The organism is Acinetobacter sp. WU_MDCI_Abxd143 (assembly GCF_025514195.1).
Lineage (GTDB): Bacteria > Pseudomonadota > Gammaproteobacteria > Pseudomonadales > Moraxellaceae > Acinetobacter > Acinetobacter pittii_H.
The window spans coordinates 761546-783401 of record NZ_JAHPTH010000001.1 but is presented as its reverse complement, the minus strand read 5'-3'; the positions used below and the strand labels follow the sequence as shown (position 1 = coordinate 783401).

At 38.7% G+C, this 21856-nt stretch carries 20 protein-coding genes; 10 read left to right on the top strand and 10 right to left on the bottom strand.

Going from position 1 to position 21856, the window contains the following annotated elements; all coding sequences use genetic code 11:
• The first annotated feature begins 1 nt into the window (after position 1).
• From pstB to blp2, 3 genes are all read left to right on the top strand, one after another.
• Complete coding sequence (pstB, locus tag KTI79_RS03670) at positions 2-904, top strand: phosphate ABC transporter ATP-binding protein PstB (RefSeq protein ID WP_031949005.1); 903 nt, start codon at positions 2-4, stop codon at positions 902-904.
• A gap of 148 nt (positions 905-1052) precedes the next feature.
• Positions 1053-2015, top strand: a complete 963-nt coding sequence (gene sohB / locus KTI79_RS03665) for a protease SohB (RefSeq protein WP_002118820.1) — start codon at positions 1053-1055, stop codon at positions 2013-2015.
• A gap of 253 nt (positions 2016-2268) precedes the next feature.
• A complete protein-coding gene (gene blp2, locus KTI79_RS03660) occupies positions 2269-4455 on the top strand; it encodes an Ig-like repeat protein Blp2 (RefSeq protein ID WP_032053146.1) in 2187 nt (728 codons plus the stop codon).
• Between the two features lie 37 nt (positions 4456-4492).
• Here the strand turns inward: blp2 and KTI79_RS03655 are convergent, their stop codons facing one another.
• The 9 genes from KTI79_RS03655 to KTI79_RS03615 all read right to left on the bottom strand — a co-directional run bounded on the left by KTI79_RS03655 (position 4493) and on the right by KTI79_RS03615 (position 12035).
• Positions 4493-5131, bottom strand: a complete 639-nt coding sequence (locus tag KTI79_RS03655) for a DUF2238 domain-containing protein (RefSeq protein WP_032053148.1) — start codon at positions 5129-5131, stop codon at positions 4493-4495.
• A gap of 79 nt (positions 5132-5210) precedes the next feature.
• Positions 5211-6599: an adenylosuccinate lyase gene (purB, locus tag KTI79_RS03650; RefSeq protein ID WP_032053150.1), complete on the bottom strand. Its 1389-nt coding sequence runs from the start codon at positions 6597-6599 to the stop codon at positions 5211-5213.
• Positions 6600-6653: 54 nt separating this feature from the next.
• A complete protein-coding gene (gene hflD / locus KTI79_RS03645; RefSeq protein WP_016140362.1) occupies positions 6654-7385 on the bottom strand; it encodes a high frequency lysogenization protein HflD in 732 nt (243 codons plus the stop codon).
• 13 nt (positions 7386-7398) lie between these two features.
• Positions 7399-8532 (bottom strand): tRNA 2-thiouridine(34) synthase MnmA, encoded by a 1134-nt coding sequence (mnmA, locus tag KTI79_RS03640; protein WP_032053152.1) that lies wholly within the window; start codon positions 8530-8532, stop codon positions 7399-7401.
• A gap of 4 nt (positions 8533-8536) precedes the next feature.
• On the bottom strand, positions 8537-9025 hold the full coding sequence (locus KTI79_RS03635; RefSeq protein WP_032007356.1) for an NUDIX hydrolase: 489 nt from the start codon (positions 9023-9025) through the stop codon (positions 8537-8539).
• 144 nt (positions 9026-9169) lie between these two features.
• Positions 9170-9721 carry a gamma carbonic anhydrase family protein gene (locus tag KTI79_RS03630; protein WP_032053154.1) on the bottom strand — a complete coding sequence of 184 codons (552 nt, stop codon included), beginning with the start codon at positions 9719-9721 and terminating at the stop codon, positions 9170-9172.
• A gap of 90 nt (positions 9722-9811) precedes the next feature.
• The gene (gene dacC, locus KTI79_RS03625; protein ID WP_016140365.1) at positions 9812-10960 is read right to left on the bottom strand and encodes a D-alanyl-D-alanine carboxypeptidase PBP5/6; all 1149 of its coding nucleotides are present in this window, start codon (positions 10958-10960) and stop codon (positions 9812-9814) included.
• 126 nt (positions 10961-11086) lie between these two features.
• A complete protein-coding gene (locus KTI79_RS03620) occupies positions 11087-11509 on the bottom strand; it encodes an MCR_0457 family protein (protein ID WP_079284099.1) in 423 nt (140 codons plus the stop codon).
• Positions 11510-11663: 154 nt separating this feature from the next.
• A complete protein-coding gene (locus KTI79_RS03615; protein ID WP_005073292.1) occupies positions 11664-12035 on the bottom strand; it encodes an MCR_0457 family protein in 372 nt (123 codons plus the stop codon).
• 101 nt (positions 12036-12136) lie between these two features.
• Between KTI79_RS03615 and surE the strand changes: the two genes are divergently transcribed.
• From surE to KTI79_RS03600, 3 genes are all read left to right on the top strand, one after another.
• Positions 12137-12907, top strand: a complete 771-nt coding sequence (gene surE / locus KTI79_RS03610) for a 5'/3'-nucleotidase SurE (RefSeq protein ID WP_032053286.1) — start codon at positions 12137-12139, stop codon at positions 12905-12907.
• Between the two features lie 111 nt (positions 12908-13018).
• A complete protein-coding gene (locus KTI79_RS03605; RefSeq protein ID WP_016140369.1) occupies positions 13019-13846 on the top strand; it encodes a peptidoglycan DD-metalloendopeptidase family protein in 828 nt (275 codons plus the stop codon).
• Positions 13847-13948: 102 nt separating this feature from the next.
• Complete coding sequence (locus tag KTI79_RS03600) at positions 13949-14878, top strand: LysR family transcriptional regulator (protein WP_016140370.1); 930 nt, start codon at positions 13949-13951, stop codon at positions 14876-14878.
• 50 nt (positions 14879-14928) lie between these two features.
• On the opposite strand, the gene KTI79_RS03595 is transcribed toward KTI79_RS03600, so the two are convergent.
• Positions 14929-17547, bottom strand: coding sequence for a Lon protease family protein (locus KTI79_RS03595; RefSeq protein ID WP_032053287.1), 2619 nt, complete (start codon positions 17545-17547; stop codon positions 14929-14931).
• A 165-nt stretch (positions 17548-17712) separates the two neighbouring features.
• Between KTI79_RS03595 and KTI79_RS03590 the strand changes: the two genes are divergently transcribed.
• The 4 genes from KTI79_RS03590 (at position 17713) to rpmE (ending at position 21829) form a co-directional block, all read left to right on the top strand.
• Positions 17713-19899, top strand: a complete 2187-nt coding sequence (locus tag KTI79_RS03590) for an AmpG family muropeptide MFS transporter (RefSeq protein ID WP_079284102.1) — start codon at positions 17713-17715, stop codon at positions 19897-19899.
• Positions 19900-19901: 2 nt separating this feature from the next.
• Positions 19902-20303 carry a lactoylglutathione lyase gene (gloA, locus tag KTI79_RS03585; RefSeq protein WP_005067992.1) on the top strand — a complete coding sequence of 134 codons (402 nt, stop codon included), beginning with the start codon at positions 19902-19904 and terminating at the stop codon, positions 20301-20303.
• A 133-nt stretch (positions 20304-20436) separates the two neighbouring features.
• Positions 20437-21408, top strand: coding sequence for a bile acid:sodium symporter family protein (locus KTI79_RS03580; RefSeq protein ID WP_079284103.1), 972 nt, complete (start codon positions 20437-20439; stop codon positions 21406-21408).
• Between the two features lie 196 nt (positions 21409-21604).
• Positions 21605-21829, top strand: a complete 225-nt coding sequence (rpmE, locus tag KTI79_RS03575; RefSeq protein WP_001200845.1) for a 50S ribosomal protein L31 — start codon at positions 21605-21607, stop codon at positions 21827-21829.
• The last annotated feature ends 27 nt before the right edge of the window (positions 21830-21856 follow it).

The following is a 21856-nucleotide window of genomic DNA, read 5'->3' as shown; positions in this document are numbered from 1 at the left end:
CATGAATACTATTGATATTACGAATTCCTTAGAAAAGGATAAGTTAGTGAATACTGAACAATCGCAATTTACAGATAAACCGCTGAATCATGGCACTTCGTATGTTTCGCATTTTGAACCACATGCTTCAAAAAAGCAGAACTCAACCGAAATCAAGATTAGTGCACAAGATGCCCATGTTTATTATGGTGATTTTGAAGCCATTAAAGGTATTGATCTAGATATTTACCAAAATGAAGTGATCGCATTTATTGGTCCGTCAGGTTGTGGTAAGTCAACGTTTCTTCGTACTTTAAACCGTATGAACGATACGATTGATGGTTGCCGCGTAACAGGTAAAATTACTCTCGATAATCACAATATTTATGATCCAAATCTAGACGTTGTATTATTGCGTGCTCAGGTTGGTATGGTGTTCCAAAAGCCAAACCCATTCCCTAAATCTATTTTTGACAACGTGGCTTATGGTCCTAAACTTCATGGTTTAGCACGTGATAAGTACGATCTAGAAGAAATCGTTGAAAATAGTTTACGTAAAGCTGGTTTGTGGGAAGAGGTTAAAGACCGTTTGAACCAACCAGGTACAGGTTTATCAGGTGGTCAGCAACAGCGTTTATGTATTGCACGTACCATTGCCGTTAGTCCTGAAGTGATTTTAATGGATGAACCGTGTTCTGCACTCGATCCAATTGCGACAGCAAAAGTAGAAGAACTGATTTCTGAATTGTCGAATCAATACACGATTGTAATTGTGACTCACTCAATGCAACAAGCGGCACGTGTTTCTGATCGTACTGCTTATTTCCATTTAGGTGATTTAATTGAAGTCAATTCGACTGAAAAAGTCTTTACTCAACCTGACCATCAGTTAACGGAAGCGTATATTACTGGTCGCTTCGGTTGATTAATAAACAATAAAAGAAAAAGAGCCAAGTGCTCTTTTTTTTATTTTATAAATGAAAATGACTCTATTTTGCAAAATCGCTATTGAATTTTAATCAAAACGACCACATCTTAAGGCTATAAAGATAAACTTATGAGCTTAGAATTTTATGTTATTCCATTTGCCTAAACTCCCTGCGGAAATACGTGTTAGTCATTTAAATGCACGTGTAAATGAACAGAGAAAAAAAATTGCACAAACTACGGCAAGCCGTTTAGAACTTTTACAATTAGCTCAACAACTTGCTAAAGAAGCTAAAATTCGCCGTAAAAATAATCAGAAGATTTTTGTTTTAGATTTCAAAGGTGATATTCAAGCTTCGGCAGTTGAAAACTTACGTGAAGAAATTACCCTGATTTTAGCAACTGCTAAAGCAGGGCGTGACCGGATTGTAGTTCGTCTTGAAAGCCCAGGTGGTATGGTGCATGGTTATGGTCTGGCAGCAGCTCAGTTGGTGCGTTTACGCGATGCAGGTTTTCATTTAACAATTTGTGTTGATAAAGTCGCTGCAAGTGGTGGCTATATGATGGCATGTATTGCAAATGAAATTATCGCAGCACCGTTTGCTATTGTTGGATCAATTGGTGTGGTTGCTCAAGTTCCAAACTTTAATCGTCTTTTAAAAGAGCACAATGTGGATTTTGAGCTTTACACAGCAGGGCAATATAAGCGTACTGTCACGATGTTTGGTGAAAATACGCCTGAAGGTAAAGCGAAGTTCGAAGAAGAGCTTCAACAAACTCATGTGTTATTTAAACACTTTGTAGAAAAGTACCGTCCACAACTTAATGTTGATAAGGTGGCGACAGGTGAGCATTGGTATGGTGAAGATGCCCTAGATCTGAACCTTGTTGATAAATTACAAACATCTGATGAGTATTTATTAGCTTTATTACCGCAACATGATGTGTATGTTATTAATACACGTAAGAAAGCGACCTTAGGTGAAAAGTTAGGTTTACAAGCAGCGCAAATGGCAGATAGTTTGATTCCTACTGTAATGAGTAAAGTCATGGAAAGCCTAGCAAAGGCGAACACGACGCTTGTGCAGGTACGTGATCCAAAACTATAAGTTTATCTAATTCAAATGTTATAAAAGACCAGCTTAAATGCTGGTTTTTTTATAAAGTTAATATTCAAAATTGTCTTATTAAATGTGCTTAGATTTTTAATAGAAAGTAAAAAATAAATATTGATAAATATAATTTTTGAATTGTGATAACCAAATGGTTTTGATATTTTAAACAGCAATAAAATAGCTTTTAAATGAAATATTTAAAAAGTTAGACATTTAAAAATATAACTGAAATTTAGGACAGGAAATAATGACAAGAATAATTGTAGCATCCAAAGAGGGTTTGGACGTTCTGCAAGATGGTCAGCTCAATAAGGTAGTGTTAAGTAAACCTTCTATTATTCAAATTGGTGTAAGTCAAAAAGATATAGCATCGGTGGAAAAACAAGGTGGAAGCCTAGTCGTCCATTTAAAAAATGGAGAGACTATTGTTTTAGAAAATTTCTTTAATGAAGCAACGAATATAACAGAACATTCACTTGTTCTTCCGACTGAACATGGAAAATTTGTTGAAGCACAATTTGATGCTCAGGGTAAGGTAATCGACTATACAGGTTTAAACCATGTCACAGATTTAGCTTATACCAGCACGAGCCAACCAGCCTCAACAATGGCAGTTGATGATTCCCCAACTTTTTCGATGGGTAACGTGCTAAAAGCAGGTTTGGCTGTTTTAGCTGCTGAAGGTTTATATCTTTGGGCTTTTGATAACGATGACAAAGATGACTCGCCTGTTAATGTTCCAACCACTGCGAAACCAACAGAAGTAAAACTTGCAGATGATGCTGTTACGGTGACTGGTAAGGCAGAAGCTAATGCAAAAATTTATATTAAAGATTTAAGTGGAAATGTGATTGCTTCAGGTAACGCAGATGCAAGTGGTAATTTTACGATTAAGCTCGATAAACCTTTGACAGATGGAAATAAATTAAATGTTTCAGCTCAAAGTGAAGGTGGTAAAGAGTCTAGTGCTTATTCTATTACAGGTCCCAAAGACACAATTGCTCCAGATGCCCCACGCGCCCAGTTAAGTGAAGATGGTTCAATCTTAGATGGTAGAACTGAACCAGATGCAAAAATCACTGTTTATGATGCTAGTGGTAATGTACTAGGCACTGTAACTGCAAATAAAGATGGTATTTTTTCTTTAAAGCTTACTCCTCCATTGACGAGTGACGCGGGTGGAAAAGTTATAGCTGAAGATGCTGTAGGCAATAAATCTGAACCAACTAAAATTATTGCCGGAAAGGATACTTTCGCTCCGGACGTACCTTTAGTTGAAGTCAATAAAGAAGGTACCACGGTTGAAGGACAAACTGAGCCTAATGCAAAAGTTCAGATAAAAGATGCTGATGGTAAAGTGATTGGAACTGGTACTGCAAACGCACAAGGTGAGTTTCAAATCACGCTTTCGCCTGCATTAAAAGAGTCCCAAAAGGCAACAGTTGTTGTTGAAGATGCAGCAGGTAATACCTCTAAGCCTTTAGAAATTAAAGCTGGCTATGACACTATTGCACCGGATAAACCTACAGCCCAAATTAATGCTGATGGCACAAGCGTAACAGGAACTGCCGAAGCTAATGCAAAAATACAAATAACAATAGGTACTAAGGTTATTGGTAGTGGAGTAGCTGATGCGGATGGGAAATTTACAATTACGATTTCACCCGCTTTAACTGTTAAAGATAAGGCCTCTGTATCTGCTATAGATGCCTCTGGCAATAGTTCTGTAGCTCTGGAAATCAATGGTACAAAGGATACACCTCCTGATAAACCGAGTTTTAAGGTATATGATGATAATGGGACCGCTATAAAACAAATCCTTGCTAACTCTGAAACAGATGATGCGACCCCAAAATTTACTGTCAAAGCTGAATCCAATGCGACCTTGACCATTTATGATAACGGAGTAGCAATTTCGATTATTAAAATAGGTCAGGTAAATGCTAGTGGTGAGTGGTCATTTACACTTGATAAAACTTTAGCCATTGGTAAACATACTATTACCTTAATGCAAACCGATGCGGCAGGGTTTACAAGTGAAGTGAGTTTACCTTTTACGTTTGATGTAGTCGCTCCAAAGGCTGCCAGTTTAAGTGAGGTAGCTGTTGATACTGCTCAGACAGAAACTGTATCTGTTGCTGATAGTGTTGGGTTAAATACATTAAAGTTAGTACAAAGCACAACAAATGAAACGGATAGCCAACAGCAGAAAACTGTGCCATTAGATGATTTGTTAAAAAGCTCTACATCTAGTGAACCAGACCCAATTGAAACTCTTTTGTCTTTAGCGGCAGTAAAGCCTACGCAAGTAAATGATCAAAGTGATGTAACTACGAACGCTATTAATACCACTGCCAATCTTGAGCATGTTTTACCTGATACAACTTCTTCAGTTTTACAAAGCCTTTTAGAACAAACCTATCCTGTTATCTAAAGTGATCTTAAAAAAAGCGCTCATTTAGCGCTTTTTTTTATGAGTTATTTGTTTTAGATGGAAGCATCAGTGCCACAAGCCCATTGATAATTGCACCAATCGTTGCTAATAGCATATCTTTATGTGCATCCCACATGTCACCTTGTTGCCCATTATAATTTTCAGCTTCTTCGGGTGATAATCCGATTGCAATTGCCCATTCGATCAGTTCATATAAAACACTTGATGCCATTACAAATTGAACTACTAATAAAAAAAGACTGAATGGCTTTACTGATGGTAACCACACTTGAAACACGCGATAGGTAAGAGGGTAGAGAAAAATACCATAGGCAAGATGAACCAAACGATCATACATATTACGGGACCAACCCATATATTGATCTAGGTTGAAATGGAATAACTGTAGTATCCAATCATTGTACGGAACGTATGAATACAAATAGTGCGCACCGATAATATGGATGAGCAAAAACAGCAAATAAAAAGTAAAACTTAAAAAGTCGAGCCCAATTTTTTTAAAAATAACAAAGAGCAAAATCAACATGAAAACAGTGCCAGCTTGATGAAGTAAATAAGCTTCAAATTCAAGAGGCTGAATACCTGAGATGACAATTGCAATCAAAAGCAAACCAAGAGCAATATAGTGTTTAAGTTTGAATTGTTTTTCGATCATTTTATGAAGTCTTTATTGTGATTTATATCAGTGTAATAAAAAAGCGAAGCCTAAGCTCCGCTTTTTGTAAACTTTTTAATTAGATTTTGCTAATTAAATCGTTAATTTGTTTTGCTTGTTCAGCTGCATTACCTGTGTAAGTTGCAGGCGTAAGTTCAGCTAAACGCGCACGTTCTTCGCTTGGTACTTGAGAAAGTTCATCACCATTTACGAAATTAACCATCATGTCACGTGTCATTGCTTGACCACGAGTTAATGCTTTTAATTTTTCGTATGGTTTTTCAATGTTGTAGCGACGCATTACAGTTTGAATCGGTTCAGCTAAAACTTCTTGAGCTTGGTCTAAATCTTCATTTAAACGGTTTGCATTTAACTCAAGTTTACCAACACCTTTTAAGCATGCATCGAAAGCAATTAAGCTTTGCGCAAAACCAACACCCATATTACGTAATACAGTAGAGTCAGTTAAGTCACGCTGCCAGCGAGAAATTGGTAATTTTTCGCCTAAGTGAGCCAATACTGCATTTGCAATACCTAAGTTACCTTCAGAGTTTTCAAAGTCAATTGGGTTAACTTTGTGTGGCATGGTTGATGAACCAACTTCGCCTTCTTTCAATTTTTGTTTGAAGTAACCTAGAGAGATGTAGCCCCATACGTCACGGTTAAAGTCGATTAAAATCGTATTGAAACGACGTAACGCATCAAACAACTCTGCCATGTAGTCATGTGGTTCGATTTGAGTTGTATAAGGGTTGAATGTTAAACCTAAAGATTCAACAAAAGCTTGTGCGTGAGCAGCCCAATCAACATCTGGATAAGCAGAAAGGTGAGCATTGTAGTTACCTACAGCACCATTGATTTTGCCAAGTAACTCAACGTTTTCAAATTGTTTGATTTGACGAGCTAAACGGTATGCCACGTTCGCCATTTCTTTACCCAAAGTGGTTGGGCTAGCAGTTTGACCGTGTGTACGAGACAACATTGGTTGTTCTGCATGAGTTGTTGCCAAAGCAGAGATCGCATTAAGGATTTGCTTCATGCTTGATACTAAAACTTCACGGCCTTTTTTAAGCATAAGCGCGTGAGACAAGTTGTTGATGTCTTCTGATGTACATGCGAAGTGAATGAACTCGCCCGCATTTTGTAATTCAGTGATACCCGCAATCTTCTCTTTTAAGAAATACTCAACTGCTTTAACGTCATGGTTAGTTGTACGTTCAATCTCTTTAATGCGGTTTGCATCTTCTTCAGAGAAGTTGCTAACAATTGCATCTAAAGCTGCATTTGTTTCGTTTGAGAAAGGAGCAACTTCAACAATTTCCGGACGGTTAGAGAGTGCTTGTAACCAACGCACTTCTACAGTGACACGAGCATGGATTAAACCAAACTCAGAAAGAAAAGGGCGTAGCGCATCACATTTGCTGGCATAACGTCCATCTAATGGTGATAGAGCGGTTAAAGCGTTCATAACGATTCCTTAATGTTGGAATAAACATAAAACTAAAAAATCTCGTTTACAGTCTTAAATGACTTGATACTGTAAACGAGCAAGTGCTTGAATATCCTGTAGCAATTTACGTTTGCTAAAAATCATGTTCCATGAACTACCGCCGAGTTGTCGCCACAAATGGGCCATTTGCAAGCCAGTAAATAAACAAGCACGGATGCGGTTAGTATGGTTGGTATCTTTAAATGCTTCTGCATTACCACGAACTAAAATGCGTGGGTTAATCTGCCCAGCAGTATCAACATAAGTTTGTGCCAAATTGGCTAAAATGCTTGGGTGTAAGTAGTTATTATCAAAAAAAGAAAGCTGTTTTAAAATTTTTTGCTGAGCTTTCTCAATGATTGCGACATATTCAGGGTTGCTATAAACCTTTTTCTCTAGCTGTAAAAGCGACATCGCGTAGGACATTGGAAGTTTGGCTGTGCCCATTTTGGGAAGTCGAGATTTAGGCATGTTTGAAAAAGGTTGAGTAATACAATTTTCGAGCGTTTTAAGCCCTAAAGAAATATCAGCCAACTGATTAAAAAAATCTAAGGTTTGAACACCATTGTTGGCTGTAGGACGAATATTTAAACTTGCTTTAATTAACAGCTCAAAATAGAAGTTACCACTTTCACCAATACTTTGCTGACCCGTCATCGCTGTCATATGGGTAAGCTGGGTGGCCTGAAATACCCCAGCCAAGGCAAGGGCACGGTTTTGTCGAACATTCAAGGCTTGTGATTGTTGAAATGGTAACTCCACCATGCCATTCATTCCCTTAAATAAAATTTGGTGTAGGGGCATTTGTATGGTGAATGACACCCCCGCCTAAGCAAACTTCATCTGAATAAAATACAACGCTTTGACCCGGTGTAACAGCACGCTGAGGTTCAACAAACTCAACGCGAACACCGTGTTCAGTGTTTTCATCAATAAAAATTGTACATGTCTGATCAGGTTGACGATAGCGTGTTTTCGCTGTGCAGCGTAATCCTTCAACAGGAATATTCTGTTCACCTGCTACCCAGTCAATTGACTCACTCCAAAGCTGAGTGCTTTGCATGAGTGGATGTTCATGTCCCTGACCAACAACGAGGCGATTATTATCAAGATCTTTATGTAGTACGAACCATGCACCCTCAGCTGCACCTTTCAAACCACCTAGACCAATTCCACCACGCTGACCGAGCGTATAGTACATCAGACCGTGATGTTCACCAACTTCTTTACCTGTATCAAGTACAATTTTCCCAGGCTGAGCGGGTAAATATTGTTTAAGGAAGTCATTAAAACGACGTTCCCCAATAAAACAGATTCCTGTTGAGTCCTTTTTCTTAGCTGTAGCAAGATCAAGTTCTTCAGCAATTCGTCGAACTTCAGGTTTTTCGATTTCGCCTACTGGAAATAATGTTTTATTAATTTCTCTACCATGAACAGCGTGCAAGAAATAGGTTTGGTCTTTATTGTTATCTACACCACGTAATAATGGTGCATATGCTTCGCCTTTAGAGTTATATGCGGTTTCACCACGACGTGCATAATGACCAGTCGCGATAAAGTCTGCACCTAAAGTCATAGCATGATCTAAAAATGCACGGAACTTAATTTCTTTATTACATAAAATATCTGGGTTTGGTGTGCGACCAGCCGCATATTCAGCTAGGAAAAGTTCAAACACTCGATCCCAATATTCCATAGCAAAGTTTGCTGTATGCAGCTTAATACCGATTTTATCAGCTACTGCTTGGGCATCGGCTAAGTCTTCCATTGCCGTACAGTATTCCGTGCCGTCGTCTTCCTCCCAGTTCTTCATGAAAAGACCTTCAACTTGATAACCCTGTTGAAGTAAAAGTGCTGCAGAAACAGAAGAGTCTACACCACCAGACATACCGACGATGACACGTTGTTGCATAGGACTAGGCATCCAAATGAGAAGTTAATGAGGGAGAGAAGGGGTGCTCATAAATAAGCGATAAAGGATAATGGTGGCCTTTCATAGCATCTTCAACTGCTTTTAGCACAAGAGGACTGCGGGCACGGGCAGATTCTTTGAGTTCATCTGGTGTCATCCACACAGCAGCGACAATATCTGTATCAAGTTGAGGATCACTTTCAACCTGAGTTACATGTGCTAAAAAACAGAAGCGGTAATAAGTGCGATCGGGAAACATTGGCGGGGTATAAGTATAAATACCAAGCAAGGCATCAATTTCAACATGATGGCCTGTTTCTTCAAGTGTTTCTCGAATGGCAGCTTCTGTTAATGACTCACCACATTCCACATGACCGGCAGGTTGGTTAAATACTGTGTGCACAAAACCTTCGCTATGCTCTTCTACAAACAGATAGCGTCCGTCTTTTTCTACGACTGTAGCAACAGTGACATGAGGAGTCCATGCGGCCATAAAAAAGCACCATGATTTAAAAGACGTATAATACGAAATTTAGGGGTTTTTGGCTACGGTGATCTGCTAAACGATATGAGCAATACGACAAAACTATATCGTTTAAAAATCAGAATTTTTATTACTTACGATCAAGATAGATAATTAATCTTGATTTGCTTGTGCAGCTTTATGATTATTTTGCACTTTTACATAATGTCTTGCTGAATAAGGAAGAAACGCCAGTTCTTTTTCAGTCAATGGTCGCACTTGTTGTACAGGGCTTCCTACATAGAGATAACCGCTTTTTAAGACTTTGCGAGGTGGAACTAAACTTCCTGCACCAATCATCACATCATCTTCAATAATTACGTCATCTAGAATAACGGTGTTGATTCCGACTAAAACACGGTTACCGATGGTACAGCCATGCAAAGTCACATGGTGTCCAACCGTTACATCTTCACCAATAACCAGAGGCGAACCATTAGGTTTGGCATCATTTTTATGGCTTACATGCAACATACAATGGTCTTGTACGTTACTGTTTTTGCCAATTTGAATACTATTTACGTCACCACGGATGACTGCAAAAGGCCAGACAGAAACATTTTCAGCTAAGCTAACGTCACCAACCACAACAGCCATGTCATCGATATAACAGGTTGTATCTACTTGAGGGTGGTGTTCAATATAAGGACGAATGTTCTTTGCCATGATGAGTATCAAAATAAAATTTAGTCGAATTATAAAATAAAAAAGCACTCAGGCTAAATAGCATGAGTGCTTAATTCACCTATTCAAAAATTAGAATAAATTGCTGAAGAATTGTTTGATATGGTCGATTAAACGAGCAAAGAAGCTTGCTTCTTCAACTGGCTTTAATGCAACTAAAGGTTTCTCAGCAATTACTTTGCCATCTAGGCTAGCAACAAGTTTGCCCACAACCTGACCTTTTTGAAGTGGTGCGTTTAAGTTAGGTTGAACCACTAACTGAGTTTTAATGCCATCAGCTTTACCTTTAGGCATCGTTACACTAAAGTTTTCAGCCAAACCAACTTGAACTTCATCTTCTTTACCAAACCAAACTTTTGCTTTTGCAAGAACTTGATTCGCTGGTTGAACATTTGCAGTTTCAAAATTAGCAAAGCCCCAAGCTAGTAAGGTACGCGTTTGATCGGCACGTTCAGACATGCTTGGCGTACCAAAAATCACTGAAATTAAACGCATTGGACCGCGTTTACTTGAAGTAGTTAAGCAGTAACCGGCTTCATCTGTATGGCCTGTTTTTAAACCATCTACACTTGGGTCTGTGTAAAGCAAGGCATTACGGTTACCTTGTTTAATACCATTAAAAGTAAATTCTTTTTCAGAGTAAATTGGATAGTATTTTGAACTGTCTTTAATAATATGTTGTGCTAACACAGCCATATCTTTTGCAGTTGAATAGTGACCTTCAGCAGGCATACCGGTTGAGTTAATAAACTGAGTGTTTACCATGCCGATACGTTTTGCTTCCTGATTCATCATATGAGCAAACGTGCCTTCATTTCCGGCAATATGTTCAGCCATTGCTTTTGATGCATCATTACCTGACTGGATAATAATACCGCGGAGCATTTCTAGAACAGTCGCTGTACCGTTTAAAGGAACATACATACATGATTCAGAGCTACTTCCTTTACACCATGCAGACTCGTTCATACGAACCTGCTCATTTTCAGTCAGTTCACCTTTTAATAATTTTTGTTCAATGATGTAACTGGTCATCATTTTTGTCATTGAAGCAGGTGCAAGCTTTTCGTTTTCATTTTTAGAAGCGAGAATTTGTCCTGTCTCATAATCCATTAATACATAAGACTTATTATTTAATTCTGGCGGAGCTGATAAGACAGTTGCTGCATAAGAAAAACTTGGTAAGAGGAGTAGTGCAGCAATAGCGCTTTTTCGAGTCATTCTAGGTAATTCCAATATCTTGTATGAAGCAGAAGAGCCTAGCATTTTAGGATAAAGCAAAGCCGACTTCTACGGGAGAAGTCGGCTTTTTCAAACAGTATTGTAACTCAAGAGTTTTTTACTAATTTAGTTTTGCGATTGATATGCTTTCACGTCTTGGCAAACTAATGTGTTTTGCTCATCACCAGCAGCTTTTGCATCTTTACGCGCTTCTTTTAAGTATTTTTTGAAAGCTTTGTCTTTACTACGTTTTTCTAATGCAGAAACAGCATCAGTTTCATTTGGTAGGTAGTCTTTCACTAAGCGTTCATAGCCTTGAGCAAAATCGGTGTCTTTTTTACCAATCAAACTTGGACAAATTTCAGAAAGCACTTGAATTGCAGCTAATTCTTCAGGAGTCGTGCCTTGTTGTGGAGTTACTTCAACAACATTTTCATTTTCGGTTTTCTTCTCAGTCGTTTTCTTCTTATCAGCAGCGAAACCAACTGTTGCCATGCTCATAAGTAAAACCAAAGAGAGCGATTGAACTAAGCTTTTCTTCATAAACATCGATAACCCAAAATAAAATTTCTAAATATGCCGTTAGCTTAACCAATTTAGAATTTAAAAAAATGGAAAAAATGTATTGTTATGTTGGTTTTCTGCTTAATGGCAAACAGAAAACCCAAAATGAATAAGTTTTTATATCACAAAAGAGTAAGATCTATTCTTTATAATTAACGATCTCTTCACAGAGCTCATGTTGCTCATGATGGTCCATTTGTTTTGCCGCAAGACGTGCTTCATTTAATAAAGTTTTAAATTCAGCATCGTTTTGTAGAGTCGCTAAGGTCATTGATTTATTTGAATAACCGCTTAGATACATTGCAATAATTTTTTGAGCGTTTGACTCAAGTTTTTTATTTGTTCCAACAAAAGCTGGGCAGATTTCCTGCAAAACTTGCGTTGCGGCAATGTCATCTTTAATTAAGCTATCAGCCTCTTGTGTTGAGATATCCTCATCTGCAAAAACCGCTTGCGTACACAATGTGATACTGATCCCCAATACCTGAAAAAAAGGAGCGAAAGTTTTCATTTTTTCACAATTTTATAATGCTATGGAGGCATAAATATATATAATTCAACAAATAATTCAATTGTGAAAACCTTTAGGTTTATTTGTAGAGAAAGATTTTAGTGAATATTTTAATTGCAAATGATGACGGTGTTTTTGCGCCAGGTATACAGGCTTTAGCTGAAGCATTAAGACCACTTGGACGCGTGGTTGTGGTTGCACCAGAAAGTGAAAGAAGTGGTTTCTCAAGTGCATTAACATTGGATCGACCATTACGCCCCATTCAAATTGCCGAAGATATCTGGGCGGTGAATGGTACACCAGCAGATTGTGTTTATTTATCCATGAATGGTTTGTTTGATTTTGAGTTCGACTTGGTCGTGAGCGGAATCAATAGTGGTGCAAACTTAGGTGATGATGTTTTATATTCAGGAACAGTCGGTGCTGCATTTGAAGGTCGTTTAATGAAACAACCTGCAATCGCTGTGTCTTTAGCGGGTCCTGATGTACGTGCTTATAACAATAAAGAAGATTATGCTCAGGCTGCTCAATGGGTACATGATTTTATTGCAAGCGGATTACCAGCTTTACCTCCGCGACATATCTTTAATATCAATATTCCTGACGTGCCGCAGTTAAAAGGGGCGCAGATTACATATCAAGGTCGCCGTGCTCAATCTAAGCCTATTACCAGTCATGTCGATCCACGAGGCCGTCAGGTTTACTGGATTGGATTAGCAGGTGAGGCGGTTACAGATCCGCAGCGTGTTTCAAGCCAGATTCAATCTGATTTCTTTGCGGTTGCAAATGGCTATGTAAGCGTTACACCGATTCAAATGGATGCAACAAATTATGCCGTTTTGGAAGATTTGCAGCTCAGTTTGAGTCAATAATTTGCCTCGAATGTTATAACTTTGTGAATAAAGAAAAAGAGGAACGTGTTTCCTCTTACTTTTTTGGTACTCTTAGCCGAAATGATTTGTAGCATTTAGTGAGGGAGATCAATGCATTTAATTGGGCAACAAAGCAGAGTGCATATCCAAAAAGACAAAATAATGAAAATTATGATGTTGTCTGTAGCAGTAGGCTTTACTGCGGTTATGGCTGGATGTGCTTCTAAACCACAAATTAATAATAGTTCTCGCTATGCAATGGCCCCTAACTATTACACAGTTCGTTCAGGTGATACTTTAAGTGGTATCGCAATGCGTTATGGTCTGGACTATATCAGTATCGCCGAAATGAATGATATTGCTCCACCATATCGTATTTATGTTAATCAGTCTTTGCGTTTGAAGAAAGGTTCTTCACCAAGAACGGTATCTACGCAAGTTATGGCACAGCCTGAGCAAATTAAGCGTCAAACGATTGCTCTACCAACCACACAACCTGTTACCCCAGTAACTCCGCCTACAACGACCGCACCGTCAACGAATACGACAGTGACTTCGGTTGCACCAAATTCTAGCTTACGCTGGATAAAACCGACCAATGGGCCAGTGATTCAAGGCTTTAATTTGGCAAATAATGTCAAAGGAATCCGTTATGGTGGAAATCAGGGCGATCCTATTTATGCCGCAGCAGATGGTCAAGTTGTCTACGCAGCTGATGGCTTAAAAGAATATGGCAATTTGGTTTTAATTAAGCATATTGATGGTTATATCAGTGCCTATGCCCACAATAGCAAGATGTTGGTGAAAAGCGGTGACAATGTAACTGCTGGACAAAAAATTGCCGAAATGGGTTCTACTGGGGCATCTCAGGTCATGCTTGAGTTCCAGATTCGTTTGGACGGAAAACCAATTAATCCTATAAATCTTTTACCAAAATAGCTAATGCATAAAACTTAGGTTTCCTCGTATAATATAATTGGTTGCTTTCATTACAACAATAAGCATTTTTTTATAAATTTAGAATTAGATTTGAGGAAACCTATGTTAGATCAGCTTCGTGCGATGGGTGTTTTTGCTTGTGTGGTTGAAAAAAGTTCATTCAGTGGTGCGGCACGTGAATTAGGAATTACAACAAGTGCGGTGAGCCAGCAGATTCGCTCCCTTGAGCATGAAATGGATGTAATTCTATTACACCGCTCCACTCGTAAACTTAGTTTGACAGAAGCCGGACAGGCTTTTTTTTCAAGCTGTCAAGAAATGTTGGCAGCTGCTGAAAGGGGAAAAATCAGAATTAATGAATTGAGGGATGACTTAATCGGGGATTTGCGTATCGCAACAACTCCTGATTTAGCAGTTCAACACCTCATTCCTGCATTATCTCACTGGATGTCAGCTCATCGCGGTTTATCTGTGCATTTTGAGGTTGGACATCGTTATATCGACTTAATTGAAGAGCGAATTGATATTGCAGTGCGCATGAGTTCTACTCCAGTAGAAGAAAGTAGCTCTGTTATTCCAATGGCTTTTGTCGATCAAATTTTAGTAGCTTCTCCAAGTTATCTAAATCAATCTAGTCCAATTGTGCATCCTCATGATTTAAGAGATCATGAGTTATTGTCGATTAATGTAATGAATGAATCACACAATTTCCATTTTCAACATGTAAAAACGGGTGAAACACTTAATGTTGAAATGCAGAGCCGTTTGCAGAGCAATAATTTACAAGTTGCAAAAGCGTTATGTCAGCAAGGCCATGGAATTGCCAGAATTTTATATTTAGATGCTCAAAAAGAGTTAAAAAATGGTTCTTTAATTGAACTCATGCCTGATTGGAAATTGCCAACTTTTACTTTGTATGCAGAAGTTGCCAAGCATGATCAACAACCAATGAAAATTCAGCGCTGTGTTGAAGCACTTAAACAATACTTTAGTCAGTTAGCAGGAGGACGAGCGATCCAAATCGTTCGCTAATTTTTCCACTCTAAAAGTAAAAAGGGCCTGTATTTGACAGGCCCTTTTTATTATTTCTGTTTTAAGGTTGCAACTTCTTCTACATTTTCTTGTGGTAGATCTTCCGCAGTAAGTTCTTCATGCTTCTTAATTTTTTTCTTATTTTTCTTTTTCTTCTTTGGCTCCTCTTCAATTTCTGCGCCATCTTCAATGGCTTGCCAATATTCGAGTTGCTCCATTACAGCAGCATAAATAGAGTGTTTACTGTACTTACCTTTTTTGTCGAGTGTACCGACAGGGCGGGCCATTAAAATCTCAAGCGCTTGATCAATCGTATCAATCGCATGAATATGGAATTGACCACTTTGTACCGCATCAATCACATCTTGGCGTAACATCAAATGCTGCATGTTTTGACGTGGAATAATGACACCTTGTTTGCCAGTTAAACCTTGTAATTTACATGCATCATAGAAGCCCTCAATTTTTGCATTTACACCACCAATTGGTTGAACTTGGCCTAACTGGTTCATAGAACCCGTAATTGCCCATGATTGATCAATTGGTATTTGGCTAATTGCTGAAATTAATGCAGAAAGCTCGGCAACTGTTGCACTGTCGCCATCTACTTGCCCATAACTTTGTTCAAATGCAAGCGCAGCAGAGAAATGTAAAATCTGTTCACGACCAAAGTGAGCTTTCAAGAAGCTAGACATGAGCAACACGCCTTTGGCATGTAGTGAACCGCCAAGCTCTACACTACGCTCAATATCAAGAATATCACCGCCACCTTGATAGACTGATGCAGTCAAACGTGAAGGTAAACCAAACTCTACATCTGCATAGTGAATGACAGAGAGGGCATTGATTTGACCTAAACGATGACCAGAAGTTTCGATTAACTGAGTTCCACGTGACAGATCTTGCCAGTAAAGCTCTCTTAAATAGCCTAAGCGATACTGTCTGTGTTGTAGTGCCAAGTTAATGTGCTGGTCAGTTACAAGCTTTTCATTGGCTTTAAATGCATGGTGATGTGCTTCGCGAATGAGGTCGCCCAAAGTTGAAGCATGTAACGACAGTGAGCTTTGGTCTTCTGCCTGACGGCTTGAGTCGGTAAGTAAAGCTGCTAAAGCACTGCGATCAAACGGAAGTAATTTATCTGCTTGTACATAATCAGCAATTAGCTGCATGTAGGCTTGCTCATTTTCGTCATTACGTTGCAGAGTATCGGTAAAATCTGCACGAATTTTAAAAACACTGCCAAGCTCTGGTTCTACTTCTAAAATTTCATAATAAATCTCAGGCTCTGCCATAAGAACCACTTTAATATCAAGCGGAACAGCAGCAGGTTCAATCGAGATAGAGCCTGTTAACGTCAGCATATGTTCAAGAGAAGAAAGCTTTAGTTGACCTGATTTCAAGGCACGCTTTAAACCTTGCCATGCATAAGGCTGTTCGAGTAATTGCTCGGCCTCAAGCATTAAAAAGCCACCATTCGCTTGATGTAGAGCACCTGGACGAATGAGAGTGAAATCTGTGGTAATTGTGCCGTTGTGAGTAAGTTGTTCAACATGACCAAGCAAGTTGTAGTGCGTTGGGAAATCTTCAAAAATAACCGGTGCACCACTGTTTGGTTTGTTTGAGACAATTACATTAGCTTGATAACGTGCAGGCACACGATTGAACATTGCCGGAGCAAAGTCATCTTCTTCTTGCTCTAAAATGAGTTCAACATTATCAATTACATCTTGAGCATATTGTTTTAAATAATCTTCAAGGCCTTTGACTTGACCATATTTATTTAAAATCAAATCCATGCGTGGCCTAACCACTTGAGTCGCGATGTCTCGATTTAACACAGAGACTTTGTCACGTGCGTCATCCTCTAAATCACCTAAATGCAAACCAAGACGCTCAAGCTTTTTATCCATGTAGCGAACATTCGCCGCAATTTCAGCACGTTGCTTAGTATTTAAAGCATCAATTTCTGTTTGAGTCAGTTCTTGCACCTGATCATCTTTTACTTGTACAGGTACAAAACCATGCTTTTCATTTCGAGAGATGAGTTTTAAGTCGAGCTCTTCGCCTTCTTTGGTTAACTCGACAAGCGCTTGTTGCTGTTCATCTCCAGTTTCCTCACGGATACGCTCAATACGGTTATGATAGGTCTCCGCACTAAAACGGCGTTCAAGCTGTTTTAAAATAATTTGCCAAGTTTGATGAAGGGTATGTTGAAACTTGGTTCCTTGCCCAGCAGGGAAGCGTAGAGCAAGTGGTTGGCGTGCTTGCTTAAAATTATAGACATATACCCAGTCATCTGGAGTAGGCATTGTTTTCGCATGTTGTTGGAGTAAACGCTTAATCATGGTGCGTTTGCCCAAGCCTGCTGTTCCTACTGCAAAAATGTTATAGCCAGAGTAGGGTAAAGAAATACCTGCTTCTACCGATGCTTTGGCACGGTCTTGCCCTAAAAAATTATTAAGCGGTTTTATACGTTTTGTAGAAGCTGGAATTTTTTCAAAATCTGGAATATGTGTAAGTTGTTCGGGTTTTAAGGCTGTTTTATCCAAAGTCATTTTTATATCAGGTTGCTCAAAAGCTGAAGGAAATGCATTTATTGTGACGTTTGTGGTGTTTGTTTTAGCGAGTGATAAAGTTGAGATGGTCACTTGATCAAGTTTTTGTGTCACTGTTGATATCCAGCAAAAGAAAACGAAGGTTGAAGCTTAAAGGTATACAGGTTTAGCATAAAATATCAAGCAAACTTGCCGTTTTTATCGCCAAAACAAAATTGATTGCATAAAGAATCTTGAAAGCAATTGTAAGAAGGGTTTGAATAGGCACATTTATAATTTATGGAAAATAAAAAACGAATGACCACACAAGCTTCGGGTTGGGTCTCGGCTTTTAAAGCATTTTTAGATCGCCGTGCATTAATTATGCTGTTTCTAGGTTTTTCTGCCGGAATTCCGATTTTATTAATTTTCTCTAGTCTTTCTTTATGGCTTGGAGAGGCGGGTATTGATAAAAGTGCAGTCACTTTTTTTAGTTGGGCTGCCCTAGGTTACTCTTTTAAGTTCGTTTGGGCTCCTCTTATCGATGAGTTACCTGTGCCTGTCTTAACTAAAACCCTAGGCCGAAGACGAGCTTGGTTGTTAATTGCACAGTGTTTGATCGTTCTTGCTATCTGTATTATGGCTTTTTCTGATCCTGCCTTAGGTCAAAGTTATCTTATTCAAATGGCGGTAGGTGCTGTATTACTTGGCTTCTCGGCAGCAACCCAAGATATTGTGATTGATGCTTACCGTATTGAATTAGCAGAAACAGAAATGCAAACGGTATTGGCCTCTACCTATAATGCTGGTTACCGAATTGGCATGATTGTGGCTGGAGCGGGTGCATTATTTCTAGCTGCCCACTTGGGAACTGCTAAGGGTAATTATATTTACGAAGCTTGGAAAACGACTTATTTAACCATGGCAGGCGTTATGTTAGTGGGTATTGTCACGACCCTACTTGTACGTGAGCCTGTTGTAAATCGTGTTTATAAAAATTATAAGAGTAGTGATTACTACCGTTTGGTTCTCGTATTTTTTATTGCCGTTATTTCATTCGTAGTCACTTATATTTATTCTGGGCAGGTTACCGAGGCCATTTCACAAGCTGGCAATATTAAAGACAGTGCTGCGTTATTTGGTTTAGAGGCTTTAAGATTTTTAACTGCAACTGCTGCTGCGATTTTTGTAGGTTACCTACTTGTTAAAATTGGTGTGGTTAACCAGCAAATGGCTAAAGAGACATGGATTGCACCAATTCTAGATTTCTTTAAACGCTATGGTGTCAAACTTGCATTAGTGTTGTTGCTACTTATTGGTTTCTTTCGTATTTCAGACATTATTGCTGGTGTTATTTCTAATGTGTTCTACCAAGATCTTAACTTCAGTAAAGAGCAAATTGCAGAAGCAGTTAAAATCTATGGGGTACTATTTAGTTTAGTCGGCGGTTTCTTAGGTGGTCTTTTAGCACAGCGCATCAACATTATGAAACTGATGTTTGTCGGTGCAGTTTTGGCTAGCTCTACCAATTTAATTTTTATTGGACTAGTAAAATCTGGTCAGCCATTAGATATGGTAGATGTAAAAGTTGGTGAACACAGCTATCAAGTCAAGCCAGACGAAGTCGGGTTATGGAAATTAGAAGTGCCAAGTTCTGCTTTTAGTGGAACAAAACAAATTGAAGTAAAAGCTGCTTATGCTGCACAAAATGATGTAGCGCCTGTTACACGTACTCAGCCATTACTTACGGCTGAGTCAGCTAAATTACCTCTACAAATTTTACCTGTAATGGGTAATGATCAGGTTTCACTTAAAGATGGTGAGGGAAGTGTTGTGGTTCGAGGGCAATACTTTGGACAAACATTAACTCCTACCCAAAAAATTATTATTAGCCTTGATGGGCAAAATTTTGATGCAAAAATGACTGATCAAAAAGGTGTTTTTAGTGCAGCCATTGATGCGAAAAAATTAGTCACATCGACCAGTAAAGAGCTTAATGTAGCTGTAATAGAGGGTGACCAAAAAATACTTTCTGCATCTCATCCATATGCTGTTAACTCAAATCTAAAAGCACCAAGTGAACTTGATGTGAATATTGATCCAGTATCGTATATTGATCCGCTTTCTGGTCAAACAGTTGAAATCAGCGGTAAGGTCATTAAACCATATAGTTCTTTATGGCTTTATTTTGCCATTATTATCGATAATTTGGCTTCTGGTCTGGCTGGCGCGGCATTTATTGCATTCCTTTCAAGTTTAACAAGCGTTTCGTTCACAGCTGTTCAATATGCAATCTTTAGTTCACTCATGACCCTTACTCCAAAACTTTTGGGTGGATATTCAGGTACCATAGTGAGTAATATTGGTTACCCAAAATTCTTTTTGATGACAACTCTTATTGGTATTCCAATCTTGATCTTAGTGGTTTGGGTTGGAAAACTGCTAAAAGATCATCAAGCACATGAATCAGAAAAGGCAGGTGAATAGACATGCGAATGCTTCATACAATGTTGCGAGTAGGCAATCTAGAACAATCTTTAAAGTTCTATACCGAAGTATTAGGGATGAAGTTACTTCGTAAGCGTGATTATGAAGAAGGGCGCTTTACACTGGCATTTGTTGGCTATGGCGATGAAGAAACCAATACCGTGCTTGAGCTTACCCACAACTGGGATACATCAAGTTATGATTTAGGCAATGCCTATGGTCACATTGCTATTGGTGTTGACGATGCCTACAAAGCGTGTGAAGAAATTAAAGCACGTGGTGGCAAAGTTGTGCGTGAAGCGGGACCAATGAAAGGTGGTGTTACCGTTATCGCATTTGTTGAAGATCCAGACGGCTATAAAGTCGAATTGATTCAACAAGATGCTAATGCGACAAATAACTAAAAATTGACTGTGATGCTTTAAGATTTAGTTCTTAAAAGTCTAGCTTTATTTTTTTAGCCCAGTATGATGAAGGCTTGACCAAATGGTCAATTTATCAACTGGGTTTTTTATTTATCTAAAATAATCATAGGATATGGCTATGCTGAAGTTATTGGCGCTTGATCGATTTACAATTTTATTGGTTGGAATGGTATTACTTGCAACATTCTTCCCAGTCAGTGGTCAAGCAGCGCAATATTTCAATACACTGACCACAGTCGCAATTGCAATTTTATTCTTTTTACATGGTGCGAAACTATCAAGAGAGGCGGTGATTGAGGGCATTTTGCATTGGAAAATGCATGTACTTGTCTTTGCATTTACTTTCTTTATTTTTCCAGTAATTGGTTTATTGGCTAAGCCAATTCTGTTACCTCTATTAGGTCAGCAGCTGTACTGGGGTTTTTTGTTTATGTGCTTTTTACCCTCTACAGTTCAATCTTCTATTGCATTTACATCAGTGGCAAAAGGGAATGTGGCTGGAGCAGTGTGTAGTGCATCTTTTTCGAACTTGATTGGTATGTTTATTACACCAGTATTGGTGAGCTTTTTTATTTTAGGCCAAAGCCAACATGGGTTCGATCCAACGGCTTCAATTATACAAATTACATTATTACTGTTAGTACCATTTATTTTAGGTCAATTATTACGTCCGTATATTTTCCCTTATATGGCAAAAGTTCCAAGTATTGTTAAAGCATTCGATCAAGGCTCGATTTTGATGGTGGTGTATGGAGCATTTAGTGGAGCAGTAGTCGCAGGGCTTTGGCATCAAGTGAGTTGGAAAACTTTACTCATTCTCACAATTGCATGTTCAGTGCTTTTAACGGTCATTATGCTATTAGCACTTTACCTACCGCGTGCTTTAGGGTTTAACCGAGCAGATCAAGTTACGGTTTTCTTTTGTAGCTCTAAAAAGACCTTGGCAAGTGGTGTTCCGATGGCGCAAATTCTATTTATTGGCCAGCCTTTAGGCATGATCGTTTTACCTATTATGATCTTTCACCAAATCCAATTAATGGTGTGTGGGGTGATTGCAAATTACTGGGCTAAATCGAAAGATTAATTCGCAAAAGAAAATTATTTGACGTATAATGTTGCCCACTTGTTGTGCTTAGCTCTAACCCTAGAGGTTTCGGTGGGCCAAAAGAATGGTCTGTTGTGGTGTTGATCTGCTCATTTTGAGCCTGTCCTCAACTTAGTTGAGAGTGATCAATTGCGATGACAGCTTAAGCCTTTCTTCCAATTAGGAGTAATCGACGATGCGCGCCGATATTCACCCAAAATATGAAAAATTAGTTGCAACTTGTTCTTGCGGTAACGTAATCGAAACTCGTTCTGCTTTAGGTAAAGAAACTATCTACCTTGACGTATGTTCAGCTTGCCACCCATTCTACACTGGTAAGCAAAAGAATGTAGATACTGGTGGTCGTATCGACAAATTCAAACAACGTTTTGCTGGTATGTCTCGCTCTATCAAGCGTTAATACTGCAACACGAAACAAAAAACGGGC

What these genes read in the sequence shown, in the direction of transcription:
- KTI79_RS03580 (WP_079284103.1), top strand. Translation starts at nt 20,437, where the DNA reads ATGGCTATGCTGAAGTTATTGGCGCTTGATCGATTTACAATTTTATTG.
- KTI79_RS03630 (WP_032053154.1), bottom strand. Translation starts at nt 9,721, where the DNA reads ATGGCAAAGAACATTCGTCCTTATATTGAACACCACCCTCAAGTAGAT.
- sohB (WP_002118820.1), top strand. Translation starts at nt 1,053, where the DNA reads ATGTTATTCCATTTGCCTAAACTCCCTGCGGAAATACGTGTTAGTCAT.
- KTI79_RS03590 (WP_079284102.1), top strand. Translation starts at nt 17,713, where the DNA reads ATGGAAAATAAAAAACGAATGACCACACAAGCTTCGGGTTGGGTCTCG.
- purB (WP_032053150.1), bottom strand. Translation starts at nt 6,599, where the DNA reads ATGAACGCTTTAACCGCTCTATCACCATTAGATGGACGTTATGCCAGC.
- rpmE (WP_001200845.1), top strand. Translation starts at nt 21,605, where the DNA reads ATGCGCGCCGATATTCACCCAAAATATGAAAAATTAGTTGCAACTTGT.
- KTI79_RS03635 (WP_032007356.1), bottom strand. Translation starts at nt 9,025, where the DNA reads ATGGCCGCATGGACTCCTCATGTCACTGTTGCTACAGTCGTAGAAAAA.
- gloA (WP_005067992.1), top strand. Translation starts at nt 19,902, where the DNA reads ATGCGAATGCTTCATACAATGTTGCGAGTAGGCAATCTAGAACAATCT.
- blp2 (WP_032053146.1), top strand. Translation starts at nt 2,269, where the DNA reads ATGACAAGAATAATTGTAGCATCCAAAGAGGGTTTGGACGTTCTGCAA.
- dacC (WP_016140365.1), bottom strand. Translation starts at nt 10,960, where the DNA reads ATGACTCGAAAAAGCGCTATTGCTGCACTACTCCTCTTACCAAGTTTT.
- KTI79_RS03620 (WP_079284099.1), bottom strand. Translation starts at nt 11,509, where the DNA reads ATGTTTATGAAGAAAAGCTTAGTTCAATCGCTCTCTTTGGTTTTACTT.
- hflD (WP_016140362.1), bottom strand. Translation starts at nt 7,385, where the DNA reads ATGGTGGAGTTACCATTTCAACAATCACAAGCCTTGAATGTTCGACAA.
- mnmA (WP_032053152.1), bottom strand. Translation starts at nt 8,532, where the DNA reads ATGCAACAACGTGTCATCGTCGGTATGTCTGGTGGTGTAGACTCTTCT.
- KTI79_RS03600 (WP_016140370.1), top strand. Translation starts at nt 13,949, where the DNA reads ATGTTAGATCAGCTTCGTGCGATGGGTGTTTTTGCTTGTGTGGTTGAA.
- KTI79_RS03605 (WP_016140369.1), top strand. Translation starts at nt 13,019, where the DNA reads ATGCATTTAATTGGGCAACAAAGCAGAGTGCATATCCAAAAAGACAAA.
- KTI79_RS03615 (WP_005073292.1), bottom strand. Translation starts at nt 12,035, where the DNA reads ATGAAAACTTTCGCTCCTTTTTTTCAGGTATTGGGGATCAGTATCACA.
- KTI79_RS03655 (WP_032053148.1), bottom strand. Translation starts at nt 5,131, where the DNA reads ATGATCGAAAAACAATTCAAACTTAAACACTATATTGCTCTTGGTTTG.
- pstB (WP_031949005.1), top strand. Translation starts at nt 2, where the DNA reads ATGAATACTATTGATATTACGAATTCCTTAGAAAAGGATAAGTTAGTG.